Origin of the sequence: Solidesulfovibrio aerotolerans (genome assembly GCF_009856865.1) — a bacterium.
Taxonomy (GTDB): Bacteria; Desulfobacterota; Desulfovibrionia; order Desulfovibrionales; family Desulfovibrionaceae; genus Solidesulfovibrio; species Solidesulfovibrio aerotolerans.
The window spans coordinates 1-19443 of record NZ_WVUD01000024.1 but is presented as its reverse complement, the minus strand read 5'-3'; the positions used below and the strand labels follow the sequence as shown (position 1 = coordinate 19443).

General features: G+C 39.7%; 17 protein-coding genes and 3 pseudogenes. 16 read left to right on the top strand and 4 right to left on the bottom strand.

Annotation, left to right across the window (positions count from 1 at the left end; all coding sequences use genetic code 11):
* Nucleotides 1-358: 358 nt before the first annotated feature.
* The 10 genes from GTA51_RS13050 (at nucleotide 359) to GTA51_RS13005 (ending at nucleotide 11515) form a co-directional block, all read left to right on the top strand.
* The gene (locus GTA51_RS13050; RefSeq protein WP_160961729.1) at nucleotides 359-1954 is read left to right on the top strand and encodes a DUF3987 domain-containing protein; all 1596 of its coding nucleotides are present in this window, start codon (nucleotides 359-361) and stop codon (nucleotides 1952-1954) included.
* A gap of 8 nt (nucleotides 1955-1962) precedes the next feature.
* Nucleotides 1963-2895: a hypothetical protein gene (locus GTA51_RS13045; RefSeq protein WP_160961727.1), complete on the top strand. Its 933-nt coding sequence runs from the start codon at nucleotides 1963-1965 to the stop codon at nucleotides 2893-2895.
* Entirely contained in the window at nucleotides 2892-3806 is a 915-nt protein-coding gene (locus tag GTA51_RS13040; RefSeq protein ID WP_160961725.1) for a hypothetical protein, read from the top strand. Before GTA51_RS13045 ends, GTA51_RS13040 begins: the two co-directional genes overlap by 4 nt.
* 219 nt (nucleotides 3807-4025) lie before the next feature.
* On the top strand, nucleotides 4026-5873 hold the full coding sequence (locus GTA51_RS13035; RefSeq protein WP_160961724.1) for a replication initiation protein: 1848 nt from the start codon (nucleotides 4026-4028) through the stop codon (nucleotides 5871-5873).
* A 1878-nt stretch (nucleotides 5874-7751) separates the two neighbouring features.
* On the top strand, nucleotides 7752-8129 hold the full coding sequence (locus tag GTA51_RS13030) for a hypothetical protein (RefSeq protein WP_160961722.1): 378 nt from the start codon (nucleotides 7752-7754) through the stop codon (nucleotides 8127-8129).
* Nucleotides 8130-8403: 274 nt separating this feature from the next.
* A complete protein-coding gene (locus tag GTA51_RS13025; RefSeq protein WP_160961720.1) occupies nucleotides 8404-8961 on the top strand; it encodes a tyrosine-type recombinase/integrase in 558 nt (185 codons plus the stop codon).
* Between the two features lie 135 nt (nucleotides 8962-9096).
* Nucleotides 9097-10221 (top strand): tyrosine-type recombinase/integrase, encoded by a 1125-nt coding sequence (locus GTA51_RS13020; protein ID WP_160961718.1) that lies wholly within the window; start codon nucleotides 9097-9099, stop codon nucleotides 10219-10221.
* A gap of 62 nt (nucleotides 10222-10283) precedes the next feature.
* Nucleotides 10284-10553: a hypothetical protein gene (locus GTA51_RS13015; protein WP_160961717.1), complete on the top strand. Its 270-nt coding sequence runs from the start codon at nucleotides 10284-10286 to the stop codon at nucleotides 10551-10553.
* Nucleotides 10554-10589: 36 nt separating this feature from the next.
* Nucleotides 10590-10964: a hypothetical protein gene (locus tag GTA51_RS13010; protein ID WP_160961715.1), complete on the top strand. Its 375-nt coding sequence runs from the start codon at nucleotides 10590-10592 to the stop codon at nucleotides 10962-10964.
* A gap of 149 nt (nucleotides 10965-11113) precedes the next feature.
* Entirely contained in the window at nucleotides 11114-11515 is a 402-nt protein-coding gene (locus GTA51_RS13005; protein ID WP_160961714.1) for a bacteriohemerythrin, read from the top strand.
* Nucleotides 11516-12200: 685 nt separating this feature from the next.
* Here GTA51_RS13005 and GTA51_RS13000 read toward each other — a convergent pair.
* Entirely contained in the window at nucleotides 12201-13241 is a 1041-nt protein-coding gene (locus tag GTA51_RS13000; RefSeq protein WP_160961712.1) for a sigma-54-dependent transcriptional regulator, read from the bottom strand.
* Nucleotides 13242-13731: 490 nt separating this feature from the next.
* On the opposite strand from GTA51_RS13000, the gene GTA51_RS21265 reads away from it, so the two are divergent.
* The 6 genes and pseudogenes from GTA51_RS21265 to GTA51_RS20975 form a co-directional block, all read left to right on the top strand.
* A complete protein-coding gene (locus GTA51_RS21265; protein WP_281353969.1) occupies nucleotides 13732-14151 on the top strand; it encodes a type IV pilin protein in 420 nt (139 codons plus the stop codon).
* A 625-nt stretch (nucleotides 14152-14776) separates the two neighbouring features.
* Complete coding sequence (locus GTA51_RS12990) at nucleotides 14777-15247, top strand: pilus assembly FimT family protein (RefSeq protein ID WP_160961710.1); 471 nt, start codon at nucleotides 14777-14779, stop codon at nucleotides 15245-15247.
* A 387-nt stretch (nucleotides 15248-15634) separates the two neighbouring features.
* Nucleotides 15635-16123: a type II secretion system protein gene (locus GTA51_RS12985; RefSeq protein WP_160961709.1), complete on the top strand. Its 489-nt coding sequence runs from the start codon at nucleotides 15635-15637 to the stop codon at nucleotides 16121-16123.
* Nucleotides 16124-16134: 11 nt separating this feature from the next.
* Nucleotides 16135-17553 (top strand): hypothetical protein, encoded by a 1419-nt coding sequence (locus GTA51_RS12980; RefSeq protein ID WP_160961707.1) that lies wholly within the window; start codon nucleotides 16135-16137, stop codon nucleotides 17551-17553.
* 480 nt (nucleotides 17554-18033) lie between these two features.
* Nucleotides 18034-18405 (top strand): annotated as a pseudogene (locus tag GTA51_RS12975) (DUF6573 family protein); the annotation flags it as partial.
* Nucleotides 18406-18651: 246 nt separating this feature from the next.
* Nucleotides 18652-18865, top strand: a pseudogene (locus GTA51_RS20975) (integrase core domain-containing protein); the annotation flags it as partial.
* Here GTA51_RS20975 and GTA51_RS21500 read toward each other — a convergent pair.
* From GTA51_RS21500 to GTA51_RS20970, 3 genes and pseudogenes are all read right to left on the bottom strand, one after another.
* Nucleotides 18818-18925 (bottom strand): annotated as a pseudogene (locus GTA51_RS21500) (hypothetical protein); the annotation flags it as partial. The pseudogenes GTA51_RS20975 and GTA51_RS21500 overlap by 48 nt on opposite strands.
* A 78-nt stretch (nucleotides 18926-19003) precedes the next feature.
* Entirely contained in the window at nucleotides 19004-19246 is a 243-nt protein-coding gene (locus GTA51_RS12965; RefSeq protein ID WP_160961705.1) for a hypothetical protein, read from the bottom strand.
* Between the two features lie 85 nt (nucleotides 19247-19331).
* A partial coding sequence (locus tag GTA51_RS20970) for an ATP-binding protein (RefSeq protein WP_246198130.1) occupies nucleotides 19332-19443 on the bottom strand: 112 nt, incomplete at its 5' end.

The following is a 19443-nucleotide window of genomic DNA, read 5'->3' as shown; positions in this document are numbered from 1 at the left end:
CCACGCCAAGAAAATATTTTATTGATTAAAATCAGTTGGTTGAAAATTTTTGAACCTCAATTCAAAATATTTTTTGTAATAAGTGTTTGTAATCATTGAATTAAATATTTATAATTGCTGATTTTGAAAATTTGAAGTTGCGGACACGTCGGAGGTGGAGCAAAATGAACCCGAAAACGACGGGAAAATGCGGCTTCTCCATCCCACAGAAGTCTGCGGGCTACGTATTTGGGCTAATTGGGGTGAATGTAGGGTAGATTAAGTTGCCTCGGACGAGGGTAGATTTGCCCGAACCAGCCTCTTCTTGACTTGGCGCGCCGGTTTTTCCAGAAATTAATACTCGTTTGGAGAATCATTTATGACCACCAATCAAACCGTAGCGCAACAACAGACCGCGGCTGAAATAGCAGCTGATTTCATGAAAACGTTGCTTCCGGCTGATATTGACATAGATATCCAATATTTCGCGCCTGTAATTAAAGACTATATTGAAGCACTCATGCTGGAGACAGGTTGTGAAAAACTGTCTGCAGTGATCAACACATTAAGTCTTATGTCGGCCGTATTGCAGAAGTCACTTTATATACCAAAATATGCCACAAAAGGTATTAATCATGGTTATTTTCAGAAGTTATATCCAAACCTGTGGGTGCTTGAAGTTAACAAGTCAGGACAATTCAAAACGACAAGCCAAAACAATGCATTCGAGATAGCTTATCAAATCGAAGACATGGCACTACGTGCACGAGGTGCACTACACACTTTTGCTGATGTTCTTGAAAAAAAGTATCATCCCCAAGCGCCGTTCACTCTTAATGACCTCGCAGGAGTGACTTTAAAAGACTTACCTGACCAATTAGTCGATTACACAGAATATCTTGCTGAAGCTGCTGGCATCCAGGGAGATGTCACCTTTGAAAGCACAATCATTGATATTGACAAACAATACCACTCCCACTTGGTAATAAATGAGCACTATCAGCATCAGGACTTTAACTGCATACCATTGCATTTGTACAAGAGAAACATATTTTTGCCAACAAGAGCAACACTGGAAGCACTTTTAGAAATTCTTTCTGTTGATGGCGGTGGTGTCATCATCAGTTCTGAGTTTAGTACCTGGCTTACAGCTTTATCTGGAGGAACAAGAGGATTGCAAATTAGGGCGACGCTGACTGCATTGTATGATGTCCCACATCAATACACCCATTCGACTAAGACGGATGGCACCAAACACATCATAGAACCTTATATATCAATCAACGGTTCCTTGACATATAGTTCGTTCAAGTCGTTGATAACTGAAGAAGATATTACATCTGGTTTTTTAGCAAGATTTCTTCTCTTTACTCCAAAACCGAATGAAAAGCGGGCTCCAGCACTTCCCCAAGGGCAGAATGGACAACACATACATGATGCCAAAAAAGCCATGCTAAAATATTTGCTCGATTCACCTGATGAGATCAGCTATCGCCTTACAGATGAATCGAAGCAATGGTTTGAAGATTGGCACAATCAACTTGAAGGATTAATTGAAGCCTATTCTAAAGAGAAAAGCGATCTCATAGAGCCATTTTTTAAAAGATGGTCGCCGTATATATTGAAAATTGCGATGTTAATGCAATTTTCATTAAATCCATCCTCAGACGAAATAGAACTTAAATCATTATACAATGCACTTAGAGTTGTAGAATGTGCTTTTAAATCAACGAAGTGGTTAATCCATGAGGTGGTTACTAAATCGAAGACAGAAAGAGAATTAGAAAGTATAATGAAATACTTGGCTGACAATGGCGGGACACGCACTCACAACGAAATATGCAGCAGTCGCAGAATAAAAGAAGCTAATACAAAAAAATATGACGCTCTATTAGCCATCCTAAAAGATGCAGGTCGAATAACGATTGCATCAAAAAAGCCAAAAAAAGATAGTATTATTACAATGGTTGGTTAGGAGTGGCTATGACAACAAACCCGATACATTTCGACTTGAGCTATATAGAAAGCAGAAATATCAAGGCAGACAAGAACTTGAATGCTTTGAACATGATAATAACAAACCTAAATAATGCGTCAGATTACGATGAAGAGGCTCGTTGCGTAAGAAAAGTACAGATACAGTTCGATATTATTGGTCGAAGAGATAAGGAAACTAGGACCTATGGTTGGGCAAGGGTTGGGGAACTGTTAACTCATGTTCGCGAAAGATTCGAGGCGGAGCGCCCATTAGATGGTCAAGTCCAATCATGGGATAAGTTTGCTGCAGAACAATTCCCCAAGATTAAAGAGACTCGTCGTCGTCAAGCACAGAATCTGTATGCATTCGAAAAGTACAGCCCAGTCATAGTAAAGCTATATTATCTTGGCATTGACACACTCTTGCCTCTATACATGGCGTTAAACACGTACCATAAAAAAGGAGAATTGGTTTCATTGCTTGACCAATTTGGGATTGACTTAAAAACAAAAGCAAAATCAAAAGAAGAATTGACAGAACTTTCCAAAAAAATTTCTGATTTAACTAAGTACTTGAATACTAGATTTTCTGTGGGTAGTATTGTTTACGACAAAGAGCTAATGTACAGAGCAAATAAAGTTGGATGTGTGTTTGACGACAATGACATCGACTACATGCGGTCTTTGGGTGGGGAACAAGAGATCAATGCGTACTTGAGAAGATGCATAGCAAACAAGGGATTAAATCGAACAGGCAAAATTCAACCACTATACTGCGAGTCAATTCACTGCACTCTCTCTAAGTTAGTAGAAACTGTATACGCATATTACAGCGACCCATCAAAAATACCTTCCAAGCTTGCTGCGGATAGAGTCGACGAAGCGATTGAATGTTTGCAATACTTGAGCAGTGAGATTAAAAAGGCTGGCTCGCGATGAGCATCAAGATTTATTTGTCTTCTTTCGATCTGAATGTATTACTTAAATACAAGGAGATGAGGCCGGAAGCTGAGCTAAATGTTCTTTTGTCTTATGGTACAGTAAAAGGCGATTATTATGACATGATCGTAACACATCGTGACAAAATTAATAGCCTAATTCTTGACAGTGGCGCGTTTACTTATAACTACGCGAAAGAATCTCTGCGTGAAAAAATAGACCTCGACGGCTTTGCTTGCTATTGCCAGACTTTTAACAATCAATTTGATTTTATCTTCAACTTTGACAAGAACTTTAAAGCAACAGGATATGACGACAATTGCAAGTGTCAAAAACAACTTGAAGAAAAAGGCATTAAAAATCTTGTACCTGTAGTGCATGATTACAGAGGATTGAACACAGACGAAGTCGGTGAGTACCTTAAAAACTATGAAATAATATCACTGGGCATGTCAGAAGATAAAAAAGATGATTTTGTAGTTGGTGGAATTGTGAAACGTATTAAGGATGCAGGAAAGAAAGTTCATCTTCTGGGAGTTAGTTCCTACAATCGACTGAAAGACTTGCCAATTGATTACAACGACAGCAGTAATTGGGCACAAGCTCAAAAATTTGGGTATGTATACTTTTGGAATTATCCATACAATCCAGATAAGGCAGAGATTATGCTTCGTTTCAGAGATAGCGAGCCAGACAGAGAAGACAATAAACTAATATATTTCGAAGACTATGACTACAGGCCAGAGGTTGAGCAATACATTAAAAATGAACTCAGCATTACCTACAGAGACCTTTACGGACACAACGCTACATTTTGTAGGCAACTTGTGAATACTCATTATTTCGTTACACTTCAGGATCATGTCAGAGCTGCACACAAAGCGAATGGTTTTGACACAATCTATCCCTAGGTGAATGAACCCATATTTCTTAAAACAATCTTATGGCGAAACCCCAGAGGCTAACTACATTCCAGATGTGAATGGATTGAGGAATGCCTTGATTTAAGCATAAATCTTCCCGGCAGAAGACCGAGTAGTTATCCACCAAACTTTGACAATCCACTTTTCATTTCCCGGCAAGAATTAAACTAAAGTCAAATTTAGAACAAAAGGATGTACGGTTGAGTTATGTCAGAGAACAGTACTAATGAGAGCCAGACACCACTTCCGATTGAACTCGTAGAAGCAATCAATAATCTCAAAGATTTTGATGACTTTGCTCGTCTTGATATTTACAGTGCACTTTCTGAAATATTTTCCTTAATCCCAGTTCGTACATATTCAACAAAAACTAAAGTTGCTAAAGCCCCGATAAAAAGAGGTTGGACTGAAGCTTGTTACACAAAAAAAGAGTTCGAGGCTTTTGACTACATCAGCAACAATGCAGGCATAGCCTGCGGTCTTGCCAGTGGTATAATAGTACTCGATGTGGACAATATCAAACTATTCGATCAATATATTCGAAACCATCATATCGATTCTGCATACACGAATACTTTTACAGTAAAAACTGGAAGTGGCAAACCTCATTATTATTTCAAATATCCAAAAGATCAGTTTACATACGGAAGATACCAAGAATGGGGCGAGATTAGTGTTTGTAGTGGTATTAAGAAGCAAGTTGTAGCTTTTGATATTCTTGGTTGTAGAAGTCAAGTGGTCGCGCCAGGTTCAATCCATCCTGTCACTATGCAGTTTTATACTATCCAGGATAACTTGCCTATCGCGGATGCACCGGAATGGGTTCTAGACTTGTGTAGAAAAGAATCGTTCGCGGATAGTAATGCAAGACCAAGTAATTCAAAAGGCATTGAACCTGATGAAGTGAATTATAATATTAAACCGATTTACAATGACTATGAGACTCCCGATTTTGAAGAAGACGATGGTTATGAAGACTCTTCACCCCAAAGAAGGTTTAAGGATCATTTCGATGACATTGTCTGGTGGGGATTCGGAAAAGAGATTGAACGTGCAACCTACCCTAATGAAGCTTTTAAAAACAGTAACTACTTGATGTTTCCTAAGTCAAGACGTTCCTATATGTGCTTTGATTTAGATTATACTGACTCGGCTTCTGCATGGAAGGCCTGTAAACTTCCCGAACCAACGATAACTATTGTCAATACTCATAATGGTCGATCTCATATAGTTTATGAACTTACGACACCAGTCTATTGGCCATGTGAATATAATAAGACTGCAATTCTAAAGAAACCAGTTGCTTATTTCAAAGCTATCAGGTTTGCTTACGATCAACAGCTTAACGCTGACCGATCTTACAATCATTCATCAATAAAAAATCCATTCTCCAACTCTTGGGCGACAACATGGGTAGATAAAGCTTACAGTTTGAAAGAACTTGCTAGCTTCGTAAATTTGCCATCAATTAAAGAGTACTTTGAAGCAACAAGAAGTTCTATCTATGCTGGGCGTGATCCTGAATTGTTTAACATAGCTAGAAAATGGGGATTTCTTAATGTCAAGAAACATTTTGATATAAATTCTTTTAAACAAGACATGTATGCTTATTTAAATAAATATAATTCCGATACAATACCTCTGCATTGGCCAGACAAAGGTCCGATGCAAAATTATGTAATTCATGAGAAGACTAAATTTGTTTCAGAGTGGATATGGCCGAAGCGTGATGACAAGCGATATGGTAGAGTTATAAAGAACTTTGGAGTCATGGGTCTTCAGCCTATACAAAAAAATATAAGCGATGATGAGCGTTCTAAACTTCAGAAAGAAAACAAAGCCCTTGGTACTAAGCATACCCATAAGACTAAAATGTTTAACAATGACTCATTAATATTGAATGCCGTCGATGAATTGATGGGAAAAGGGATGATTATAAGCAACCGAAACCTAGTTAAAGTAACCGGTCTATCTAAGAATACGATTCGGCTGAGGAATGATATGATTGATAGTTACTTTAAAAGTAAGCAATTGCAGCTTAGTATAACAAAATAAAATATGTGTATTATATGTAAAATATTTTTTTAACTTACATAATTAGTTCAATAGGTATAAAATTAGTACATATCTTTTTTGGTTTGTATCTTATTATAAATTATAAATGTATTTGTCATAATCGTATATATATTTATAATATTTAAAATTTAAGAAGTAAAACTGATATACCAAACTGACCCCGGTGTCCTCAAAATAATAACAAAGTTATAATTAAATTGTGTCTCCAGAAGAAATTAATATACAATATAAACTTTGAATTTTTGCTATGCATTGTAACTTTAATACTTATTGTATTTGTTTTAGATATTATATATGTAATACTGGTAGTATGTTTAAATATATTAATTAAAACTATTATAACTGCCTTAACATTTTATATATTTATAATATTTAAAATTTAAGAAGTAAAACTGATATACCAAACTGACCCCGGTGTCCTCAAAATCCTGATATAACTTAAGACTAAGAGATGGTGCAAATCCATGATTGAGCATCCTCTCTTTTTCAAAGATTGACATTAGATAAGTTCCTTAATTGGATACTTACCTTTAAGTTAGACATCTGTCGCTAGCTACAATACAAGGAGGGATGGTACTGCATAGTTTATTCGGCAATATTCTCATGCAGTAAAGAGAAATTAATACTTAATATTATTGTATATTTATGCGATCATGAAGATTTTTTACGAATTTCAGCAGATCACATCTAAAAACGAACAGTCTACTAAGGTCGACAATTGTTTCAAGACGTATCAATAATCACACAAACAAAATAGCGTAGTTAAAGTGCCATGGGTGCCTTGCATTAGGTCGCTGGTCAAGTGTTGATGCAAGTCAATGCAACAGATTTTCTAAATAATCTGTAAAGTCAAAAAAATAAAATTGGCTCAAAGTTCAAAGCTACTTGTCGGCTCCATCGAACAAGAGTATTTGAGCAATATCTAGACAATATGAAGTGATTCAGTTGTTGAAAGGGATTGAGACTAGAAGGCTGGCCCGTATTCATGATTATCATGAAGAAACCAAGGTGGCGCGTATGATGAACGAAGTTCATGGCAAACTGAAGTTTACCGAATTAAACGGTTCAGAAGAATCAAAATCTTCTATTCATACGTAAGCGATTAGGTTCGGGACGGTCTTTACATAGACTTGACCTAAACCAAGGGAAGTTCTCACTGGATGCTATTTATAGCAAAAGCATTGGAGATGTTAATCTTCAGTGAGAATGGCTGCGTATCCGTAAGGGATACAGCGAGAGAAAAAATGTTTGTAGATTATTTATATGTCTTGAAAACATACTCGACTAATGTAGACTGTTTAAGATGTGACTGTTTGTTGTGACTTTAAACGAATCAAGACTAGCTTAATATACTTATAATATATAACAAAATATCTCTCGCTTCAGCTCAATACGGGAAAACCGTCCGTTGAGTTGTTAAGGACGCTTGGATCGGCAACGATTCATTCGATCCTCTAATTGTCGCCGGCTGTGGTGGGTCATGATCACCATTGTCGGCGGCAAGCTACGTTTCTAAATTAAAGGACCTTGCCTTCGGGCTTGGTCCTTTTCTTGTTTCAGAATTTGATCTGAATAGCTCTCCCCTTTGACCCCGGCACCGATCCACTCCCCCAGGCACCAGAAATTCAGGGCTATATACGCCCCGTCCTGGGCCGTTTGGGGCTTGCCCTATGGTTTACTGTCCCCCGTGACCGAAAACCCAGGAGAATTGATCCTGGCACCAATTCACGTTTTTGGCCCCGGGATGATCATCTTAATCTTGCGCAAAACCAGTCTGAATAGCTTATTACCATAATATCTTGAACATTCTACTGACCAATAGAGAAATTAATAACCAACCTAAACCAAGGAGCTTGTATGAGCAAGAAGACGGATAACACATCTGGCGACGTTCAAGAGGTTTCTGAAAAGAAGAAGGTAGAGTCGAAGTACAATCCTTCGATCCTCCGCGAGTGCATCACTACCAATATGGATGCATCGGATATCATGGTTAAGATGGGTATCACTCATCGCCAGACTTTGAAGCAATACGTTTTAAAGCTGATGAGCGATGACAGGACATTCTACGAGGTCAAGGGTTTATACCTGAAGAACTCGAGAAGGCCGAAGGTGAACAACAAGTTTGAACTCAAGCTTTACCTGAAGAGCCTTGATTTACAAGGTCTTGTCATTACCGAAGGAGATGAATTCTCTGTCTCGGTTGAGAATGAAATGATCATTCTGACCAAGGTGTGAGTGTTTAGAACCTGAACCATAGTCATATCGAAAGATGTGACTATTTTTTAACTAATCGGCGCAAGGTTATGTTTTATTGTCTAAAGTTATACAGAAATAATACTTTAAAGGAATGTACGTTTTATTATAATAACGTACATTGGGGAATTAGGAATGGATTTATTGAAGAAATTTAAATGGTTATTGCCGAGTCCCTCGAGGGGTATCCTTGAAGGGGCAATTTGTATGTCCGTTTTCAATGTCCCTGAACTAAAACTGGGAATTGGAGGGAAAGATGAAGGTTGAACCTATCATAGACCTCAAAACTATCAAGAGTATCAAAAAGATCCTGAGTGACAATCCTCGTGACAAACTACTCTTTGTCCTGGGTTGCAACTCTGGCCTCCGTGTCCAAGATTTACTTGCATTAAAAATCAGTGATGTAAAGGACATCAAAGTTGGAGAACGGATAACCTTGCGCGAGAAGAAGACAGGTAAAGAAAATGTCTTCATCTTGAATAAGGAGATTAAATCTGCTCTTGATTCGTATTTACGAACCGTAAGGGATGATTCTGATCATTTTCTGTTCAAAAGCAGAAAAGGCAGCAATTACCCTTTAACAACCTTCGCAGTGACAAAATATGTCAAGCGGTGGACTGAATCAGTTAATCTTAAAGGTAATTTTGGAGCACATTCGCTGCGAAAAACCTGGACTTATCATCAGAGAAAGACCTTTGGTGTTTCATGGGAAGTCCTCGCAAAAAGATTAAACCATTCCAGTCCTTCGATTACTCGAAGATATCTGGGGGTTCAAGAGGAGGAAGTAGAAGAAATTTTACTGAACATTATCTAATTCAACCATCAAGGGGCTTGATTGCCCTTTGATTTGATCACATTTTGAATGCTTCATTGAGAATTGCTGATATTATTCGACCGACTACTTAAAATCTACAAAAATTAAGTCACATACTACACTTTGGAGGTGTTTATGGGCGTCTATCAAAGAGATGGACGATGGATGGTCTTTTATCATGATGAGAATGGTAAAAGACGGGATAAGTCTTTTGGTAGAGGTGATGAAGCAGCTGCCCTGGCAGAACAATTTAATACTGCTGTTAAGGAACCGAGTGGAGTAGGGCGGCTTACTCCTCCGATATCGCCACAGGTGATCACCTATACTTCAACTGAACCGGCATTGGTGATTCAGGAAAATACCTATCCGACCATAGGTGTTCAACAATCGGTGGGTATGACATTTCGGGAACTCACTTCAAAATACCTTGAACATCTCAAGGTTTCTGGTCGCACCGAAAAAAACACCTCAAAACTTGCAAAAATGATCAAGAACCAGTTCAATCCCCTCATCGGCGACAGAGTTGTGAATGAAATGACCTACATAGGGGACATGGTGCCGTTCATTCGGTTTTTCCAGGAGACAAATGGGAAACAAAAACGGCCCCGAACCCAGATGACCGTGAACCGGTATGGGGACTACGTCAATGCAATCTTCAATTTCGGTGTCACCATGGATCTTACCAAGGTAAACCCCATGACTGGCAGAAGAAAATCAAAAGAGAAGCAGCGAGAGGTCCAACTTACCGTCGATGACGTCAAGAGAATTATGGAATGTGCTGAACCTCATGCTCGATGGGCTATGGAGGTATGCTTCAGCTTGGGGACTCGACCTGGTGAATCTGAACTCCTTGCTCTGCGATGGGAACACATTGATTTCGAGAAAGGCATCGCCCGAATATATGCGAGTAAAACCAAGACTTATCGGTCTGTGCCCATTGCATCAACTCTTCTGGAGAAGATGAAGGAGAAAAGAGCTCAATCTCAGGCTGGATTCGTGATTGAGTACAGAGGCAAACAGGTTGGAATGATTCGCAAAGGATTTAGAAGAGCATGTGAACGGGCAGGGATTACTTACCCTGTCAGGATGTATGACCTTAGACACCTCTTTGCGACAACCATGTTGAGTAAAGGTGCAGACTTGGCAGCAGTATCAAAACTTCTTGGGCATTCAATGATTTCAACGACAACAAGTCACTACTATCATTGTCTTGCCGGAGAAAAAGAACGTGCTGTCGGTTTGTTACCTGAACTTGCATAAACTTAAAAAGATTGGACCTCTTTGTGGGAAGAGGTCCAATCAACATAAAACAGGAGACGGTTATGAGAAAAGGTTCCAAAAAGAAGACTTGTGAATGCTGTGGTGATCCGTTTATGGCTCAGGCAGACAAACTTTGGTCAACTATCGACAAAAAATGCTACATTAGATTTTATTTGCCTTTCAAAGATACTCATAGCGTAAAAGATTTGTCAGGCCATTGGAATGAAGTAAGAGCATATGTAGTCAACCTTGAAAAAGAAAAAGCAAAACCTACTATTAACTATGGAAACATCTACGGCAGTAGTTCAAGAGATGACGACTGCTGGGACTAATGTAAAAACAATAACAAGAAACTTTTGGAGTTTATTATGGCATTTAGAGACAAGAAATGCGTTTTGTGTGGCAAGAACTACAAACCAAGAGCTAAGTATTCCTGGTTTTGTTTGGATTGTTATTTAAATGACTTCGTTCCTAACAGACACAAGTATTCAATTGAAGATTTCTCTTCGGGAATTTATAGCTTTACTACAGGAATACACATTGAGAATTTTTACAAACCAAGCAAATATTCTGATTTGTCTGTTAATGATGCTTACAAGCAGATCGCACTTGACCTGTATACAGAAAATACAGATTGTGCTTCAGGTGTTGAGGAGAGATCATCTGACAACAAATGCGTAAGTCCAGAGCATGGGCATAAAAAAATAGTAGATGCACTGTTAAGCAAGACAACATACGTTTAATCTGTTAGGTAGTTACTAAAGGCAGGATGGTTTAGCCACCTGCCTTTTTAACACTAATAATATTTATTGATTTACACTGCGCGGCTATACTAGTTTAATGCTGGACAGCAAGTCATGTGTCGAATAAATTATTCGAAAAGTGAGGACCTATGCCCCTGTTAGCTTGGTCAGACAAACTCATGTTGAATATATCTACAATCGACGGGGAACACAAGCAACTAGTTTCCTGGATGAATCAGTTGGCGATAGCAGCGACTGACAACGATAACGATATTATAAAAAACTTATTTGAGAATCTTAAGCAATATACTATGACTCATTTTAAAAATGAAGAATTATACATGGAAAGTCTTGACTACCCAGATCTTCCGCGACACAAGGCTAAGCATTTTGAACTCAAATCAATGGTTGCAGAATTTCAAAGGTCACTAAACGACAACCAAGCGATCAATATCAATGAAATACTTAAATTTATTAGGCATTGGCTAATTGATCATATCGTAGCTGAAGACATGAAAATCAAAACGCATAGGTCTCAGATTACCAACTAGAATATTTAGTTTTTACACCAAAGATGAGCCAAACAATTGCCAAAAGATCGCCAAAAGCTCAATCCTACTCGTATTTGTCTTGTTGGCAGGGCGCCACAAATGATCATGTGAATAGCCAAAATACGTCAATGAAATCAATATGATTAGCCAAAGTTTGCGTCTTCGTAATCAGCAGGTCTGGAGTTCGAGTCTCCATGCTGGCTCCAAGGATTTCAAGGGGTTAGGACGTCAAAGTCCTGGCCCCTTTTTCGTTATTCAGATGCCCCTGCCTGTTGGCTCCGTTGGTTGATGGGAATAGTCAGCTAGTCCCCCTCTCCCCCATTTTTTTGAGTTGCTCGCTGTATGAGCAGATTCTTATGCTATTTCAGCATGTTGGGATGTTTTGAACGATTTTGAAAGCATTTTCAAATAAATTTGCATGAAATTTCAGCATGTTAAGACGTAAAATGCGGAATTTTGAAATTTTGAAGGTGTGGGAGGCTGAGTGGTGCTGGCGGTGCGGGCCGGGACGAAATGAGTCGAGATAATGCGGCGATGAGCCGATTTACATAATGCGCAGACGACTGCGGGTGTGGTAAGGGGATGATTAAGGGGATCGCCGGAGGTGGTTGGTATTATTAATCATATGAAAACTAAAGTGAATATTAGTACAATTCTGTGATCTTCAATCTGTTCGAAATTTTAATTATTGCTGCATGTGTTTTATCTTCTCTACTTTAATGTCTAATTTTTTTATGCGGTGCCACAAGCTTCTTTCCTTAATGCCTAAAATCTTTGCTGCGATCGATTGGAGCCCAAATGCTTGATGTAGAGCTTTTTTTATAATATCACGTTCTGCTTCTTCCATATAGTGGTCTAAATTAAAATTAAAAGGAATAGGGTCGTGAGGGGGCAATTCTCGTAGTGGGTTGGCATGACCTTTTATACTTGAAATATATAGCTGCAAGTCTAAGTGATTAATTTCCGTTTTTTCTTCATTTCTCAAATTTTTAAAACAGTCTAAGAGCTCCCTGAAGTTTCCTGGCCAGTCATATGCTCTAACTTGATTAAGTGCTTTCTGAGTTATGGAAATGTCAAGGTAGTCAACACAACATCGCTTCGCGATAAATTCAAGATCAAACTTTAATTCACGTAATGCAGGCACAGATATCCGAGAGTTAACTAACCGAAAAAAAAGTTTCTTATCCAGAGTTCCACTCGTGACGAGTTCTGGCAATGGTCTTTGGGCTGATAGAATAAGTCTGACATCAACGGGTCGAGGGTAGCTGTCTCCTAATCTTTGAACAGTTTTGTCATCAATAATTTTTACGGCAACCGCTTGAGCTTCAGGACTCATCGAATCAATGTTTTCAAAAAAGAGAAAACCACCATTAGCCTCCTCAACTTTTCCAATTCTGTCGGCATATGCACCAGTGAAAGAACCGCGAACATGTCCAATCAGATCACTGAGTGCTATTTCGTCATGCATGGTGGCACAATCAATAATAATGAATGGAGCGTCCTTTCGTTCGCTCAGTCTCCAGATGTACTCTGCGTACATTGTTTTGCCAGTACCTGTCTCTCCTTCTAGAACCGTTATTGAATTTTTTCTGGCAGCTGAAAGTATTTGGTTTAAAAATAACAAAAAATGAGGACTATTTCCTAAAACAGTTGGAAACAATAATCTTGCTGAAGTTTCATCAAGTCCGCTTTCTAAAACTAACTCAAAAAAATCCGAATCTGCCATTTTATTTCTTCCAAGTTTTGAAACTTTTTAATAAACACAACCCAGCAAAAAGTCAGTGTGTTTAAACCAACGACAAAAAATTTGTTTAGCTCATATCATTTGATAGTCCACTGTGAGGAGAGACGCTAGAAATGCGTTCAAGGTCTGTTCTGAGCAAGGTAATTTCCTGAAATAGCAGGTTGCTTTATCTGCCGCAAACTCAAGAGCCGCTTTCACAACCTCTGTGCCCTCAGCTCCCCCTCTCTGGATTCACGTGTATTTGTGAAGAGCATGGATCAATCCATTTAGATTGGCGCTACCGGCATAGCAGAGGGAGTAAAATCTGAAAAGTAAAAGTGAAATATTTCAGCCGGTAAGCGGATTATTAAATGTTTGTCATCATTTTTAAACTTGACATGGCAACGCATATTTGTCAACAAAAAATGTAGTGATGTGTGTTTTTTGTGGAATTAAAACTTACGCTAACTTTTCTACTAGCCAGGAGGTTTTTATGTTGATGAAAAAGCGGCTTGGTCAAAAAGGCTTTACCCTAATTGAAATGATTGCAGTCCTGGTGATTCTTGGGATTTTAGCAGCAGTCGCTATACCCAAATACATGGATATGCAGCAGGCAGCGCAGCAAGCAGCGATAGACGGAGCTCTTGCCGCGGCCGCTACGAACGTTCATATTCAGTATGCCAACCTTGGAGCGGGAGGAGGGCCCATTACTGCAGCCCTGCTCAGTACTGCACTTTCGTCACTTACAACGATTGGTGATTTCACTGTTACATATGGCCTCGCAGACGTCGCTGCGACAGGCTCCACGCCAGCATCGATTGCTGTTACTCTCACAGTAACGGCAACAACAAATGCGGCAATCACAAAAAACTGGGCTGCTTTAACAAAAGCTAAAGCAGTGTTCAACATCTAGTTTTTCGTGGGTTACTTTTATTAATTCGCTACTATTAACTATGAACTGCCTCAACCAAAAAATTCTCATTGAGGCAGTTCTTTTTTTGAAAAAATCCCCCTGTAACGCTGCCGAAAGTACAATTGGACAGATGGCCGCAGTTGGGCCCACCGAGCTAACTCACCGTAAAACCTGCCTCAATGCAATCAAAACCATCGGTCGAACAAACCCGTTCAATGGATAATTCCATTACAAACGTCGAAGACACGCATTTTCCTCCTTGCACAAACTCGCAAAGAGAAGTATTTATGAAGAAAAGTTAAGGGAGATTTTATGTGGTGGAAAAAACAGATAGAAGACCACAGCGCGCTGATTTTGATGCGTGTTGCTGTTGCTGTTATGTACGTTTTTATCGCATTATATCTATTTCTTTCTTCTGAAGGCAATATATTTATTATTCATGGTTCTAAAGTAATTTCAAATTTTTGTTTATTTTTGTCAGTCACAATTCTACTTCCTGTCGTAGAATCTATTTACAAAGAAGACGACAAGCGATTTGTAAACATGCTTAGCAATGTTTTTGCTTTTTTTATAATTTTGATAATGCACGTATACCTCTTTAATTCATTTGGGATTAGTCAAACATATGGATTTATTGCTGGTAGTTTTTTTCTTAACATTGCAGCCCAATTACCACTTTGCTTTCTCTCCAATAAAGTCTATGCTAAAAACTCTTAAATCCAATAAGGCTTTCACTCTTGTAGAAGTCATCGCGGTGCTGGTTGTTCTTGGCATCCTTGCTGTTTACGCTTCAAGTAAATTTAACACTGGAAATGTTGACAATGTTGTCGACGAGTCAGTCATAAAAGATGTTGTTAGACAAACGCAAATGCGCGCCATGGCAGATATTCCTGGCGCAGGCTGGAAGATTTCAATCAACGGCAGCACTGGAACATGTTTAATTCAAAAAAATAACATTACCAAGCAAACATATACTATAAAAACTAACCCAGGATCATTCGTTATAAGCTTTGATAATATGGGACAGCCGGCAGTCTCTATAGCTTCTGGATCCCTTCCATTCACAATTGATCCTGTCACAGGTTACGTGGAATGAACACGAGAGCGTTTACATTATTGGAAATAGTCCTTACATTTATTTTATTTTCTCTGGTTTCAGTTATGATTATTCCTTACTATCAAAGCGGTGTTCTAACTCAACATCAACCAATAGAACGTCTTCAATATAGCTCGATTTTGAACGATGCTATGGAATTAATTGTCAGAGATTACGATGCCAGCACAAAAGATTCTTTTGCCCTAACCACATTAAGTAACAATGTCACAAGTTTTGCAACTTATTATGTAGGAAAGTGTGCCCTTTGTTCTGCATGCACACCGACAACCAATGATAACGCATACTCCTTAACCCCCCTGACTAATCAACTTTTGGTTACGATAGAATGCACAAACCCATCCACTGGATTGTCGGAAAGCTTAAGCCATGTCTTTACAGAGCAAAATTAATAAAAATTGTCGCGCATTCACCTTGATCGAGGTGATTTGTGTACTTGTTTTGCTTGGAATCGTTGCATCAATACCTTTAACTATGTATACGAATTCTGTTACAAGCCATGTCAAGGCAGATGCAAATTACTCTCAAGCTCAAAATGTTCAACTTGCAATTATCCGAATTACTTTGGAACTGCAAAATGCGACAAACGTAACTGCAGTCACAAACGGAGTTACATACTTATATAACAACACAGAAACTAGAAATATTCAATTCAAGAATGCTGACAGTTCAATTGTTCTCACCACAAGTTCTCCAAATGCAAATCCTGGCGACCATATCTTGGTCAAGAATTTAAACCTTGCTTCAACGTCATTGTCGTATGATACTGTTCAAAAAATTTTTTCAGTTACGATTACTAGCTACTTTTCCGATGGGGCACAAAAAACATTTACAACTCAAATACACAACCCACTTTGACTGGGATAAACATGAGCAGAGACAAAAATAAAAAAGTCATATTGAACTCGAGTGGTTCAACATTAATAGGTGCAATAGTTGCTATCGTTGTATTGGGTGCGCTTGGTGTTGGGATGCAACAAATGTCATCGAGCGCTGTGTATAATCAATTGATGTTCAATCAGGCAAATCAAGCCAGGAATCTTGCTTACACAGGTAAAAATTACCTTTTGGGATTAAGCAAAAAGGCAACGATAGACAATTCAACCTTGGATACATCAAAAACAACGATTAATAACAACCTCACAAAAACAATTCCAGGAGTAGGAACCTTTGAGATTTACAATTTAGTTTGGAGTGGAACTACGTTGGCTTGCAATATTAAAGGAACTACCGCTAATGGCCAAGCAAGCTACTTACTCCCAAGCTCTGTATCTGTGGTATTTCCAGACGCAGTAACAGAATGGAATGGAGGTGATTATGTAATAAGTTCTGGTGGAGCGCTGAATGGCCCACAAAATGCGTACATAAATGGAAGCGTTGCAGGAACTTCAATCACATTGAATAATAATGCTGTTGTTGAGGGTAATGTTATTTCAGAAACTTCTGTAAATTTAGCTCAGAATTCTATAACGCACGGTTTTGTGTGTGCTGCCAGTGGAAATGTTCAATTGAACAACAATGCTGTTGTTGATGAAGATGTTAGCGCGAATGGTTATATCCAAGTCTCTCAAAATGCTATTATAAAACAGAATGCTTATGCTACGAGCTATATTCAAATGAGTAATAACGCTACAATTCAACAAAAAGGGCAAGCAGGTGGAGCAATTAATCGTGCCCAAAATGATTATATTGGCACACCTCTTCAATATACAATGCCAACAGTTACATGTCCATCAACAAATGCACCAATAGCTCCAACTATTACAAATACAGGTACGTTGCCTGCTCCAGCATCGACATCATCTTCTCCACTAGCAAGTGGTCAGTATACAAATTTTACGATAAACCAAAATGGTTCAGCTTACTTGAAAAGTGGCACTTATATTTTCTCATCAATTCAAACAAACAACAATGCAAAATTGTATCTTGATATATCTACCGGCGGTGACTTAACAATTTTAGTAACTGGAAATATAAATATAGGCCAAAACACCAATGTTTTTGTTAAAACAACCAGTAATGGGGCTTTTAGATCTGTTGTAGAAGATACTGATCGAGTTGTCCCGCATTCAGATGCAGCGAAAATTTATATTGGATCAAATACAGATATTGTTTTTAACAATAACACTGGATGGTTTGGAACTATTTACGCTAAAAATTCACTTTCTGTTTCACAAAATTTTATTCTGATTGGTACGCTTGCTTCGCCTGGTACTGTCTCTTTGAACAATAACCTTAATGTCGTTGAGTATGTTTTGTCTAATTATGCAAGGTCTAACTGGAGATAGTGTTTGCGCATTTTAACTAATATTTTTTTTGTTTGTTTATGACTGATAAATTTATGCAAAATAGAGTGATAGTGTTTGTAAGTTATTTTCTGAGAAGGAGTGTTGCAAAAAGATACTAGCAAGCGACTATAATTACTAATAATCACATGTGATATGGATAGATAAAAGCCCACGTCTGCCACGCTAAAGTGGTCAACATGGGCTTCTTGTTTTGATCCTAAGCTATACTTGGTTGCTCTTGGTTTCATGAGCTTCGTCAACAGCCTTCAGCAACTCAATGATGCCAACATTCTTTTCTCTAGCGGTCGCAGCAAGCGATTTCATGTATTCAAAACCATTACGTATTCCTGGAAGAAAGTAGAGATTGACTTCAAATCACGGGAGTCAACCAAACTTACCTGGAGTCTCTCGTGACCTCCCCTCCGGCCCCAGGATATCCCCTATGGAATTATTCAAGATTCCACCGAGGAGGATATCCAAATGAACCAGGACTGGAATGTCATCTTCAGCTACACGCGGAAACAGGCCATTGAAGACGGGGTGTTGATCGACGTCACCGACCAAGCGAAACAGATGGGCTTCAAGGTGAATACGGTCGTCACTGACCACCTCTATGGTGATTACCTGACACCGCCGGCTGGCCTGGAAGGTGAAGGTCAATCCTTCGAGGGACGTCTGACTGATCTTCTCTTCAAAACACTTATCGCCGCTAAGACCTTTGGTGGTGGTAGTCGTATCGAATTCGACGTGTTGTTCCTCATGTCGCCGGGCAAGTGGGCCACTGTGAAGATCCTGGCAGTGATGGGTCCAGGTGATCACGGCGAGCCGGTCTTGACCATCATGCTCCCAAAGGGTGGTCCCTACCGCGACCAGGCTGAATCAAAGCAAAATGAAGATTCGTCCGGCTCAAAGACCAACTATCTCTTGAGGATAACGGACAAAATCCAGAGCCTTCCCCAAGGTAAAGAACCGAGAGATCAAATCAACAGAAAGGGCCCCTCAGGGCCATTCCTGGTTGGTACACTCAAGGGCGTAGGCCGCGTGTATTTACAGTCGGTTATCGACTGTCACAGCCGCTATGCTTGGGGCCGGCTGTACAACGGCATGGCCGAGGCGGTTCGTGAAGACCTTCAAGCGCGATCAGTATGTCCATGACCGCCCGGACGCGCAAACCGTTCTCAGTCAGCTGGCGGCCTGGTTCGAAGACTATAACGAGGTGCACCCCCGGATCAGCTTTGAGTCTGGCGCATATCTCGTAGCCATTGAGGCCGGACATGACGATGTCGACCAGGATCAGATCAGGCAATTCTGAAGAGACCATTGCCAGAGCTCTCGCGTCGTCCATGGCAAAGAGGATCCGTCCGAACGGCATAAGGAGACTGCCCAGGGTCTGGATAAGGATGGGATCATCGTCAACAGTCAACAAGGAGGATGGTCTGGGGAGTCGGCTTCAAAATGCATCCTTTGTTTTCTTGGAGATGGAGGCTGTGACCATCTCCAAGAGATTGAACCTCGCCGCCTCGAAATCGAGCTTGTTGAGTTGGCAGGAAATTTCCTGGATTTTTGTCTGATATTCGGTAGGCAACGATTGCTTGATTTCCTCAAATTTTTTCAGAGCCGCCAGATCATTGCTCCGCAAGAGCTTTTCGAGATCATGACAGTCTTCAATCGGGATGTCGGTGTCAAACAGCACCGAAAAGTGACCCCCAATCAGCGTCCAAAATTGACCCCCTCGATGTTGATGTCCGCCCTCCATCTAATCGGGGGGGGGGGGCGCCTCATTGGCTTCTGTGCTTGAGCCTCCAGCTATCGTTGCCAGTCTCGATGATCTCGCAGTGATGCGTCACACGGTCCAAGAGCGCCGTGGTCATCTTGGCGTCTCCGAAGACT

Excerpts from the sequence above, each read along its gene's own strand:
- GTA51_RS13050 (WP_160961729.1), top strand. The coding sequence starts at position 359 with ATGACCACCAATCAAACCGTAGCGCAACAACAGACCGCGGCTGAAATA.
- GTA51_RS13045 (WP_160961727.1), top strand. The coding sequence starts at position 1,963 with ATGACAACAAACCCGATACATTTCGACTTGAGCTATATAGAAAGCAGA.
- GTA51_RS13040 (WP_160961725.1), top strand. The coding sequence starts at position 2,892 with ATGAGCATCAAGATTTATTTGTCTTCTTTCGATCTGAATGTATTACTT.
- GTA51_RS13035 (WP_160961724.1), top strand. The coding sequence starts at position 4,026 with ATGTCAGAGAACAGTACTAATGAGAGCCAGACACCACTTCCGATTGAA.
- GTA51_RS13030 (WP_160961722.1), top strand. The coding sequence starts at position 7,752 with ATGAGCAAGAAGACGGATAACACATCTGGCGACGTTCAAGAGGTTTCT.
- GTA51_RS13025 (WP_160961720.1), top strand. The coding sequence starts at position 8,404 with ATGAAGGTTGAACCTATCATAGACCTCAAAACTATCAAGAGTATCAAA.
- GTA51_RS13020 (WP_160961718.1), top strand. The coding sequence starts at position 9,097 with ATGGGCGTCTATCAAAGAGATGGACGATGGATGGTCTTTTATCATGAT.
- GTA51_RS13015 (WP_160961717.1), top strand. The coding sequence starts at position 10,284 with ATGAGAAAAGGTTCCAAAAAGAAGACTTGTGAATGCTGTGGTGATCCG.
- GTA51_RS13010 (WP_160961715.1), top strand. The coding sequence starts at position 10,590 with ATGGCATTTAGAGACAAGAAATGCGTTTTGTGTGGCAAGAACTACAAA.
- GTA51_RS13005 (WP_160961714.1), top strand. The coding sequence starts at position 11,114 with ATGCCCCTGTTAGCTTGGTCAGACAAACTCATGTTGAATATATCTACA.
- GTA51_RS13000 (WP_160961712.1), bottom strand. The coding sequence starts at position 13,241 with ATGGCAGATTCGGATTTTTTTGAGTTAGTTTTAGAAAGCGGACTTGAT.
- GTA51_RS21265 (WP_281353969.1), top strand. The coding sequence starts at position 13,732 with ATGTTGATGAAAAAGCGGCTTGGTCAAAAAGGCTTTACCCTAATTGAA.
- GTA51_RS12990 (WP_160961710.1), top strand. The coding sequence starts at position 14,777 with ATGGATTTATTGCTGGTAGTTTTTTTCTTAACATTGCAGCCCAATTAC.
- GTA51_RS12985 (WP_160961709.1), top strand. The coding sequence starts at position 15,635 with ATGTCTTTACAGAGCAAAATTAATAAAAATTGTCGCGCATTCACCTTG.
- GTA51_RS12980 (WP_160961707.1), top strand. The coding sequence starts at position 16,135 with ATGAGCAGAGACAAAAATAAAAAAGTCATATTGAACTCGAGTGGTTCA.